This is a genomic window from Streptomyces sp. NPDC101152 (assembly GCF_044768275.1).
Lineage (GTDB): Bacteria > Actinomycetota > Actinomycetes > Streptomycetales > Streptomycetaceae > Streptomyces.
Window position 1 is genome coordinate 435552 of the sequence record NZ_JBIWPO010000002.1, and the last position, 9439, is coordinate 444990.

The 9439-nt window shown below is 70.1% G+C and carries 11 protein-coding genes and 1 pseudogene; 8 read left to right on the forward strand and 4 right to left on the reverse strand.

Translation table 11 applies throughout. From position 1 onward, the window contains the following. Nucleotides 1–14: 14 nt before the first annotated feature. Nucleotides 15–788 (reverse strand): hypothetical protein, encoded by a 774-nt coding sequence (locus ACIRVK_RS04600; RefSeq protein ID WP_404243868.1) that lies wholly within the window; start codon nucleotides 786–788, stop codon nucleotides 15–17. 365 nt (nucleotides 789–1153) lie between these two features. Here ACIRVK_RS04600 and purN point away from each other — a divergent pair, with 365 nt between their 5' ends. The 5 genes and pseudogenes from purN to ACIRVK_RS04625 all read left to right on the forward strand — a co-directional run bounded on the left by purN (nucleotide 1154) and on the right by ACIRVK_RS04625 (nucleotide 5110). Next, the gene (purN, locus tag ACIRVK_RS04605) at nucleotides 1154–1783 is read left to right on the forward strand and encodes a phosphoribosylglycinamide formyltransferase (RefSeq protein WP_404243870.1); all 630 of its coding nucleotides are present in this window, start codon (nucleotides 1154–1156) and stop codon (nucleotides 1781–1783) included. Beyond that, nucleotides 1780–3348 (forward strand): bifunctional phosphoribosylaminoimidazolecarboxamide formyltransferase/IMP cyclohydrolase, encoded by a 1569-nt coding sequence (gene purH / locus ACIRVK_RS04610; protein WP_404243872.1) that lies wholly within the window; start codon nucleotides 1780–1782, stop codon nucleotides 3346–3348. Before purN ends, purH begins: the two co-directional genes overlap by 4 nt. Nucleotides 3349–3490: 142 nt before the next feature. After that, nucleotides 3491–4032 (forward strand): annotated as a pseudogene (locus tag ACIRVK_RS04615) (transposase family protein); the annotation flags it as partial. An 81-nt stretch (nucleotides 4033–4113) separates the two neighbouring features. After that, nucleotides 4114–4584 carry a hypothetical protein gene (locus tag ACIRVK_RS04620; protein ID WP_404243920.1) on the forward strand — a complete coding sequence of 157 codons (471 nt, stop codon included), beginning with the start codon at nucleotides 4114–4116 and terminating at the stop codon, nucleotides 4582–4584. A gap of 67 nt (nucleotides 4585–4651) precedes the next feature. Next, nucleotides 4652–5110, forward strand: coding sequence for a hypothetical protein (locus ACIRVK_RS04625; protein WP_404243874.1), 459 nt, complete (start codon nucleotides 4652–4654; stop codon nucleotides 5108–5110). Here ACIRVK_RS04625 and ACIRVK_RS04630 read toward each other — a convergent pair. Both ACIRVK_RS04630 and ACIRVK_RS04635 read right to left on the reverse strand, forming a co-directional pair. Next, nucleotides 5107–5316, reverse strand: coding sequence for a DUF397 domain-containing protein (locus ACIRVK_RS04630; RefSeq protein ID WP_404243876.1), 210 nt, complete (start codon nucleotides 5314–5316; stop codon nucleotides 5107–5109). The genes ACIRVK_RS04625 and ACIRVK_RS04630 overlap by 4 nt on opposite strands. A gap of 7 nt (nucleotides 5317–5323) precedes the next feature. Next, entirely contained in the window at nucleotides 5324–6169 is an 846-nt protein-coding gene (locus tag ACIRVK_RS04635) for a helix-turn-helix domain-containing protein (RefSeq protein WP_404243878.1), read from the reverse strand. Between the two features lie 228 nt (nucleotides 6170–6397). On the opposite strand from ACIRVK_RS04635, the gene ACIRVK_RS04640 reads away from it, so the two are divergent. Continuing rightward, entirely contained in the window at nucleotides 6398–6826 is a 429-nt protein-coding gene (locus ACIRVK_RS04640; RefSeq protein ID WP_404243880.1) for an ATP-binding protein, read from the forward strand. A 113-nt stretch (nucleotides 6827–6939) separates the two neighbouring features. Here the strand turns inward: ACIRVK_RS04640 and ACIRVK_RS04645 are convergent, their stop codons facing one another. Next, complete coding sequence (locus ACIRVK_RS04645; protein WP_404243882.1) at nucleotides 6940–7689, reverse strand: RDD family protein; 750 nt, start codon at nucleotides 7687–7689, stop codon at nucleotides 6940–6942. Nucleotides 7690–7932: 243 nt separating this feature from the next. Here ACIRVK_RS04645 and ACIRVK_RS04650 point away from each other — a divergent pair, with 243 nt between their 5' ends. Together ACIRVK_RS04650 and ACIRVK_RS04655 are read left to right on the forward strand one after the other, a co-directional pair. Then, entirely contained in the window at nucleotides 7933–8787 is an 855-nt protein-coding gene (locus ACIRVK_RS04650) for a bifunctional methylenetetrahydrofolate dehydrogenase/methenyltetrahydrofolate cyclohydrolase (protein ID WP_404243885.1), read from the forward strand. After that, nucleotides 8777–9349, forward strand: coding sequence for a DUF3017 domain-containing protein (locus tag ACIRVK_RS04655; RefSeq protein WP_404243887.1), 573 nt, complete (start codon nucleotides 8777–8779; stop codon nucleotides 9347–9349). Before ACIRVK_RS04650 ends, ACIRVK_RS04655 begins: the two co-directional genes overlap by 11 nt. The last annotated feature ends 90 nt before the right edge of the window (nucleotides 9350–9439 follow it).

Sequence of the window (9439 nt, forward strand, 5' to 3'; positions counted from 1 at the left end):
AAGTGGCGATGGGCTCAGCCGTTCGCCCCCAGCAACCCCCGCAGTTCCTTCGGCAGATGCTGGTCGCAGGACTGTTTGGCCTCGTTGGTGAGGGAGTCGTTCACGCAGGTGTAGTAGTTGCTGTAGACCAGTTGGGCCGTGAAGCCCGCGGCGATCAGGGCGATGGCGAGGGTGGCGGTGACCAGGCCCGTCACCGCCGCGGTGACGTGGGGGCGGGGAGTCTGGTCGGCCGGGGCCGTGCCCGGGTTCTCGCGGGGCTTGGCGCGCAGGGCGCTGACGCCCCAGTACAGGGCGAGGGCGCCGAGCAGCAGGGCCACGTACGGCCAGCTGAAGAGGGCGAAGAAGAAGGCCCACATGCCGCTCAGCAGGGCGTAGCGCGCGCGGCGCTGGGCGGGGTCGGTGGGGTCCCAGCGCATGCCCTGGTTGGGGGCGTTGCCGCCGGGGCCCTCGGGGCCGGGGGCGCCGGGGCGTTCACCGAAGCCGCCCGAGGAGCGGCCGGGCTGACGGTCGCTCCACTGGCTGCCCCACGGGGAGCGGGAGTCGTCGCGCGACGAGTCGTCGCCGTTCGCCGGCCGGCGCGGCTGCCAGGGGCGGTCGGGGGTGCCCTCCGGCGGCGGGGCGAACGGGTTGTCGTCCTTGCGGTCGCCGTCCTGTTCGTCGCCGCGCTCGCGGTCCGACGGCGCGTCCGGCGGGGAGGCGGGCCGCTCCCGCAGCAGCACGGCGTCCCGCTCCCCTCCCTGTGCCGGGAGCGGTGAGAGCGTAAGGAGGCGCAGACTGCGGTCCGACATCAAGAGAGCGTCTTCCCCTTGGTGACTTGGCTTCGTTGACTTCGGTGACTTCGAGGACTGGGCGAACGTGACGAAGTGGGCGGTTACGGCTGGTTCTGCAGGAGCCTTCACCCCGTGAACGCATCGCACGGCGAGCGCGTTCCCGGGTCGGCTCCTCCCAGACGCTACCTTCCGGCCACGCCCCCGTCCCGTGGGGGCCGCCGCATGTGCCGGTATCGTTGCTGACGGTCGGCCGCTTCGTAGACTTCCCCGTATCCCGGGGCGCGAAGCATTCGTACGAATGTACAAAGCCCGTGCTCGTCCAGCGTGCGCGTCCGGCCGCTCGCAGAACCGCACCCGACGTACCCCCGAGAAAGGGCCCCACCGTGGCCGCCAAGCCCGTGGTCAAGCGCCTCGTCGTGCTGGTCTCCGGATCCGGCACCAACCTGCAGGCGCTCCTCGACGAGATCGCGGCCACCGGAGTCGAGGGCTACGGCGCCGAGATCGTGGCCGTCGGCGCGGACCGTGAGGGCATCGAGGGGCTCGCGCGGGCCGAGCGCGCCGGACTGCCCACCTTCGTGCGGAAGGTGAAGGACTACGGCACCCGCGAGGAGTGGGACGCCGCCCTCGCCGAGGCCGTGGCCGAACACGAACCCGACCTCGTGGTCTCCGCCGGGTTCATGAAGATCGTGGGCAAGGAGTTCCTCGCGCGCTTCGGCGGACGGTTCGTCAACACCCACCCCGCACTGCTGCCCAGTTTCCCGGGAGCCCACGGTGTGCGCGACGCGCTCGCGTACGGCGCCAGGGTCACCGGCTGCACCGTCCACTTCGTCGACGACGGCGTCGACACCGGACCGATCATCGCTCAGGGCGTGGTGGAGGTCCGGGACGAGGACGACGAGAGCGCTCTGCACGAGCGCATCAAGGAAGTCGAGCGAAGGCTGCTCGTCGATGTCGTGGGGCGGCTCGCCCGCAACGGCTATCGCATTGAGGGACGAAAGGTAGTTATCCAGTGACCGCCAACGCCGAGACCAACAAGCGGCCGATCCGCCGGGCGCTCGTCAGCGTCTACGACAAGACGGGCCTCGAGGACCTCGCGCGCGGCCTGCACGAGGCCGGCGTCGAGCTCGTCTCCACCGGGTCCACCGCCGGCCGTATCGCCGCCGCGGGCGTCCCCGTCACCAAGGTCGAGGAGCTGACCGGCTTCCCCGAGTGCCTGGACGGCCGCGTCAAGACCCTGCACCCCCGGGTGCACGCGGGCATCCTCGCCGACCTGCGGCTGGAGAGCCACCGCGAGCAGCTGGCGGAGCTGGGCGTCGAGCCGTTCGACCTGGTCGTCAGCAACCTGTACCCGTTCCGCGAGACCGTCGCCTCCGGCGCAACGCCCGACGAGTGCGTGGAGCAGATCGACATCGGCGGCCCGTCGATGGTCCGCGCGGCCGCCAAGAACCACCCCTCGGTCGCCATCGTCACCAGCCCCGCCCGCTACGGCGACGTCCTCGCGGCCGTCCGCGACGGCGGCTTCGACCTCGCGACCCGCAAGCGCCTCGCGGCGGAGGCCTTCCAGCACACGGCCGCGTACGACGTGGCGGTGGCGAGCTGGTTCGCGTCGTCCTACGCCCCCGTCGACGACTCCCCGTTCCCGGACTTCCTCGGCGGCACCTGGGAGCGCGCGCACACCCTGCGCTACGGCGAGAACCCGCACCAGCCCGCCGCGCTCTACGTCTCCGGCACCGGCGGCCTCGCGCAGGCCGAGCAGCTGCACGGCAAGGAGATGTCGTACAACAACTACACCGACACGGACGCCGCGCGCCGTGCCGCGTACGACCACGACGAGCCCTGCGTCGCGATCATCAAGCACGCCAACCCCTGTGGCATCGCGATCGGTTCGGACGTCGCGGAGGCACACCGCAAGGCGCACGCCTGCGACCCGCTGTCGGCGTTCGGCGGGGTCATCGCCGTCAACCGCCCGGTGTCCAAGGAGATGGCGGAGCAGGTCGCCGAGATCTTCACCGAGGTCATCGTCGCGCCGGACTACGAGGACGGCGCCCTCGAGGCCCTCGCCAAGAAGAAGAACCTCCGCGTCCTGAAGGCCGCGGGCGCGCCCTCGAACCCGGTCGAGCTCAAGCCGGTCGACGGCGGAGCCCTCCTCCAGGTCACCGACCGCCTCCAGGCCGACGGCGACGACCCCGCCAACTGGACCCTGGCGACCGGCGAGCCGCTGTCGCCCGCCGAACTCGCCGAGCTGGCCTTCGCCTGGAGGGCCTGCCGCGCCGTCAAGTCCAACGCCATCCTCCTCGCCAAGGACGGCGCCTCGGTCGGCGTCGGCATGGGCCAGGTCAACCGCGTCGACTCCGCGAAGCTGGCGGTCGAACGGGCCGGCGAGGAACGCGCCCGCGGCTCCTACGCAGCCTCGGACGCCTTCTTCCCCTTCCCCGACGGCCTGGAGGTCCTCACCGCCGCGGGCGTCAAGGCGGTCGCCCAGCCGGGCGGTTCGCTCCGCGACGAACTGGTGGTCGAGGCCGCGAAGAAGGCAGGCGTGACGATGTACTTCACGGGGACGCGGCACTTCTTCCACTGACGTAACCCATCAGCGCGCAAGTGAAGGCGCCCTCACACCGGTTGAGCGGTGTGGGGGCGCCGTTGCGTTGCGTGTCAGGCGGGATTCTCCCTTGCTGCCTCATGGTTAAGTCGCCGCAGAAAACCCGAGCGTTGCGGTGCGTGACCGCGTGCGGCTCGTCCAACTCGCCCGGGACAACGGCATAGCGGCCCCCGCCGCCTGGCGCTACCTGCACGAGGGGCCGACGGCCCTCGCCGGCCTTGCACCCGATCTGGCCACCGCGCTGGAACACGCTGCGGCGGCCGGCTGCACCGACCTCAACCTGGACGGCGCGGTGATCCACACCGACCGCGTGGCCGCCGCCAAAGGTCATCGCGGCCCCGGACTGCTGGCCGCTGTGGGTGTCGCCGATCCGCGCGACCGCGAGCACAACACCACCTGCGCCCGCGCCCAAGGTCTGATTCGCCCCCTCAATCGGCTCCCCGCCAGCCTGGGCATCCCCGCTCTGACCGACCTCGGCTACGAGAACATCGGCAATGGGTTCCGCCACCCGGTCAAGAAGCCCAAGAGCGGCGAACTCACCGAGCCGGACCGGACGTTCAATGCGGTGATCCGCGGCGTGCACGGCATGCGGAGCGTGCGAACGCCCTGCTGAAGGTCACCTTCAAGGCCCTGCGACGGGTCAGCCTCGACCCAGCAGCCATCCCCGCATTGCCCGGCCGCCCATCCGACGCTGGCAACCACGGCCCGTACCTCCTCGACCCTCAGCCGGTCCAGAATGCCGCCATGGCCGACGAAGAGCACGACAAGCCAGCTACACGCTCCTTCCTGTCATGCGTCACTGAGGTGGCGCGGCTGATGAATCTCGGGAACGCGGCCGACGTGCCGGAAGCCGGCCGCGCACGGCACCTGGCCCATGTTGTGCGCAAGCCGTTGCTCGAACGCACCCGCCTGCCCGAAGAGTTCTTCACCCCGTTGGTGGCCGCAGCCGTGTACGACCCGGACCCCAGCTTCTGCCGCTGGTTCGTCGAACCAGCGGTGTACTCCTTCGGGCGCCGTCGAGTCATGACCGCACTGCTCGACTATCTACGGACCGGCACGGAGGCGGAGCAAGCAGGCGCCAAGCGGGCCTGGTACTGCGCCCATGTGCCACTTCGCGCAGACCGGTCCCCGGCCCACGCACCTGGCGGAAGTCGGGATCCCGCCATGGATGAGTCCCAAGATGTAATGACCGAGTGGCGGGAAACCGTTCGATGATCAGCCATGTGACTGGGGCACCGCGAAGCCTGACAGCCATTCTCTGTGTGGGGGGATTCTTCTGAAGGTGCCGTCGAGTAAGCGCAAGAAGGTCGCCGGTGGTGTCGGGGCGCTGGTCGCCGTCATGGTCGTCGTCGGCTGTACGACTTCCGGAGGCGGGGGTGATGTCGCGCACCGCACCTCGGTTGTCGTAACGCCTGTGGCGGGTGGGGAATCGAAGCGCCCCCTGGCTGTGGCCACGGCGGCGCCTGGGCCTGCGCAGAAGCTCGCCGCCATCGATGGGGGCGGGCGGCCTGCTGAGGAGTATCAGCAGGTGCTCGATGCGTTGGCGCGCTGCATGGAAGGGCGTTCGCGTCTCGTGGACGTCGTCGACGCCACTCTGCGTGACCTGCGGAGGCACGGGGTGGGTGATGTGGACGCCTTCGGTGTTCTGCAGCGGTTGGAGCAGGCCGTTCCTGCCGGGAAGGGTCGGGTCGAGTGTGTGTCGGCGGCTTCGGCTTACGCCAAGGTGAGGGAAGCGGGTTAGGCGGGGCGTTCGGTGTCCATGGGCTGGGTTTTCAGGGCCTTGAGGAAGGTGGTGAAGGGACCCGGGAGGAAGGTGAGGACACCGGCGGTCACGTCCTTCGAGTCGCGGACGGCTGTGTGCGTGGGGGAGTTGGCTATCTCCACGCAGGCGTCACCGTCGCCGGGCCCGGAATAGGACGACTTGCGCCAGTCGCCGAGGGTGTCCATCGGTGCCTCACAACTCTTTCGCCAGCCTGTGGATGAAGTCGCGCGACCGGTCAGGGGGCAGCGACACGGCCTCCACTCTATGAAAGAGCGTTCGAAACGCGGCGAGCTGGGCTTCGGAGTCGATGAAGGCGGCGCCATGCGGGCCGTCGCGTACGACGGTGTCCAGTTTGGGCAAGGCGCCTTCCGCGTAGGTCATGGCGCTCGTGGCGCCGGCGAATCCCTCCAGGTCGAACGGGATGACGCGGACGGTGAGGTGATCAGCCTCGGAGACTTCGGCCAGGCGGACGAGCTGGACTCGGGAGGCGGAGCGGTCGTTCACCATGATGCGGAGTGCCGCCTCGTGGATGACGGCCTTGTACGGGGTCGGAGTTGGGCCAGCGAGGATCACCTTGCGCTGCATGCGGTGCTGGACGCGCAACTCCAGTGCAGCGGTGGGGAGTTCGGGGACTCGGTAGTCGTAGACCGCGCGGGCGTATTCCTCTGTCTGGAGCAGTCCGGGGATGTACAGGAACTGCACCTCCCGGAGGGACGTGGCGTGGTGCTCCAGCTCCGCGAGGTCGAGGAAGGGAGTGGGGAGGAGTTCGCGGTACTCCTCCCACCAGCCGCGAGTTCGGTCGGTCGCCATGGCCGACAGCGCTTCGATCAATTCTTCGTCGGTGCACGAGTAGTTGGCCGCCAGCAGGCGCAGCCGCTTCTCGCTCACGCCCGCGAGCCCGGATTCGATGTGGGTGATCTGGGCCGGGCTCACGCTGAGCAGCGCCGCTGCCTCGCGGGCGCTGAGGCCTGTCGCTTCGCGAAGTCTGCGCAGTTCGGTCGCCAGTCGTGCCTGGCGTGCCGTCGGTTCGCGCCTCAAGAGTCTCGACCGCTCCTAGGTTCAACACGCCTGTCGGCGCGACTCGTTCGGCGTCAGATTACGCGATCGGCTTGCCTCATCTATAGATTTAGATCTACCGTCGGTGACGCGAAGCACACCCTGCGGAACCGGGACCCCGGAAGCGCACCGCCCCGTCCTGCCATGACGGCCGCGGCACTGCCACCGCCCGGCGTACCGAACACCCCACCACACCAACGGAGTTGCCGCATGTCCGAAAGCGAAGCGGAACCCTGGGAGTACTCCCTCCACATCCCGAACGACCTCCGTGCGGTCACCGTCAGTCGCCGTACCCTCCGGTTGATCCTCACCCTGCACGGGCTCATCGGGCTCGTGGAGGTTGCCGAGTTGCTGGCAGCGGAGCTGGTCTCCAATGCCGTGCGGCATACGAAGGGGCCCGCTGCTCTGCGGGTGTCCTGGGCCGCGGGGGCGTTGTGGATCGGGGCGTGGGACGCCGATCCCGGGCCGCCTGAGCCGCCGGGGGCGTTGGAGCGGCTCGGGGAGGCCGAGGAGGGGCGGGGACTGGCGCTAGTGCGGGCCTGTTCGAGCCTGTGGGGATGGCAGCCTTCGGCCAGGGGCGGGCGGCGGGGCAAGGTGGTCTGGTGCGAGGTGACCTCCACCTCCGCCTCGGTGGCGTGAACGAAGAAGGCCGCCAGGGCGATGCAGCAGGGCCGTGTCCCCCTCGGAAGGGTGAGACACGGCCCTCGGCGTTTATTGGTGTGAACTGTTCACTGAGGCAAGAGGGGCGACGGTCAGTTCTGGATGACCATCGTGCTCGCCGCCTTGTCGTGCCAGCCCTGCTGGCGGCCGGACTTGTCCCAGAAGGGGGACAGGTAGACCAGGAGCGCGCCGATGCCGCACAGGAGGCTGCCGACCTGCGGGATGACCCAGCGGATGAACGCCGAGCCCACGCCGGGCTTCTGGCCGGTGTCGGCCTTCACCACGCGCAGGCCGACGGCCATCTTGCCCAGGGTCGCGCCGAGCAGGCCGATCATCAGCACCTCGTAGAGCAGGCTGGCGACGATGATGACGCCGAACACCGCGCCGAACTTCGCCACGAAGTCGGCGCTGGCGTTGTTGATGCAGGTTTGGTAGTCGGCCGCGTTCGGGTCGCAGTTCTTGACCGAGTTCGCCGCGCCCGCGATGCCGGCGAAGGTGAGGACGATGTAGACCACGCCGATGATCAGCCCGTCGATGACGCGGGCGCCGAAGCGGCGGCCCATCGAGGCGACGTTGGGGACCGGCCCGCCGGGGTAGCCGCCGCCCTGCGGGTAACCGTAGCCGGGCTGCTGCGGGTAGCCGTAACCCGGCTGGCCGGGCTGCTGGGGGTAGGCGCCGTAACCGGGCTGGCCGGGCTGGCCCTGCTGCTGCGGGTAGCCGTACGGCTGCTGCGGCGGGACTCCCTGCGGGGGCTGCTGCGGGTAGCCGTAACCCGGCTGCTCCTGGGGATTCTGCGGGTTCTGCGGCTGACCGTACGGGTTGTTGGGCGAGCCGAAACTCATGGCCGGTTTCCTCCGTTGCAATGCGGGGACGATGCGGATTGCGCGGAGGAATCACACGATGTGAGCGGTTTGCCCCCCGAACACGAACCGCGATACTGCGCCGTTCATGCTTCTTCACCCCCGTGTGGCTTGTCCAGCCGGAAATCGCATGTGTTGTGCAAGTGCAATGTGGCTGATCATGGACGTGCGCAGGGGTGCCACCCGGATTGGAACCGGGGGGCGGTCATCCGCGAGGATGGGGGCATGACCGCCCAGATTCTCGATGGCAAGGCCACCGCAGCCGCGATCAAGTCCGACCTGACCGCCCGCGTGGCGGCGCTGAAGGAGAAGGGCGTCACGCCCGGCCTCGGCACGATCCTGGTCGGGGACGACCCCGGCTCCCAGAAGTACGTCGCCGGCAAGCACCGCGACTGCGCCCAGGTGGGCATCGCCTCCATCCAGCGCGAACTGCCGGCCACCGCCACGCAGGAGGAGATCGAGGCGGTCGTACGGGAACTCAACGACGACCCCGCCTGCACCGGTTACATCGTCCAGCTGCCGCTGCCCAAGGGCATCGACGAGAACCGGATCCTGGAGCTCATGGACCCGGACAAGGACGCGGACGGGCTGCACCCGATGAACCTCGGGCGGCTGGTGCTGAACGAGCCGGCGCCGCTGCCCTGCACCCCGAACGGCGTCCTGACCCTGCTGCGCCAGTACGGCGTCGAGATCAAGGGCGCCGAGGTCGTGGTCGTCGGCCGCGGTGTCACCATCGGCCGGCCGATGCCGCTGCTGCTGACCCGGCGCAGCGAGAACGCCACGGTGACCCAGTGCCACACCGGCACCCGGGACCTGTCCTCGCACCTCAGGCGCGCGGACATCATCGTCGCGGCCGCCGGCTCCGCGCACCTGATCCGGCCCGAGGACGTCAAGCCGGGCGCCGCCGTCCTCGACGTCGGGGTCTCGCGCAGCGCCGAGGGCAAGATCGTGGGCGACGTCCACCCCGGGGTTGCCGAGGTGGCCGGCTGGATCTCCCCGAACCCGGGCGGCGTCGGCCCGATGACCCGCGCCCAGCTGCTCGTCAACGTGGTCGAGGCGGCGGAGCGCAGTGTCGGCTGAGGCACGGGACTCCCGGCGGGCGGCCGCGGCGCAGGACCCGGAGAAGCAGGCGGAGGCGGCGGTGCGCGAGGCGATCGGCGCGAACGGCACGAGGAGCCGGGCGCACCGGACCGAGCAGACCGTCCGGGACGCGATCAGCGCGCCCGACGCCGAGGGCAGGCCGCGGCGCACCACCCGCCGCTTCCCGATCTTCACGCGCGACACGGCACGCCCCGAGGGCGGCGGCCGGGCCGCTCCCCGTGACGCCCCCGCGCCCGCGCGGCAGTGGCCGATCCTCGCCGTGCTCGCCCTGGTCGGGCTCGGTCTGCTGCTGACCGCGCTCGACGCCTTCCGCTACGGCACCCTGCTGATCGGCTGCGCCCTGCTGGCAGGCGCCGTGCTGCGCTGGGTCCTGCCCGACGTCGGCATGCTCGCCGTCCGCTCCCGCTTCACCGACATCGTCACCTACGGCGGCCTCGGCCTCGTGATCGTGCTGCTGGCGATGATGGTGCAGCCCCACCCCTGGCTGCAGATCCCGTTCCTCAAGGACACCCTGCACTTCACGGTGAGCAGCAACAACTAGTGCAGCGCCGCATTGATCTTGCGGGGGTCATGCGGCTTTGAGTGGGGTGCCGTCGTAGGTCCAGCGGAACGGCTGAGCCTCATCGTCGTA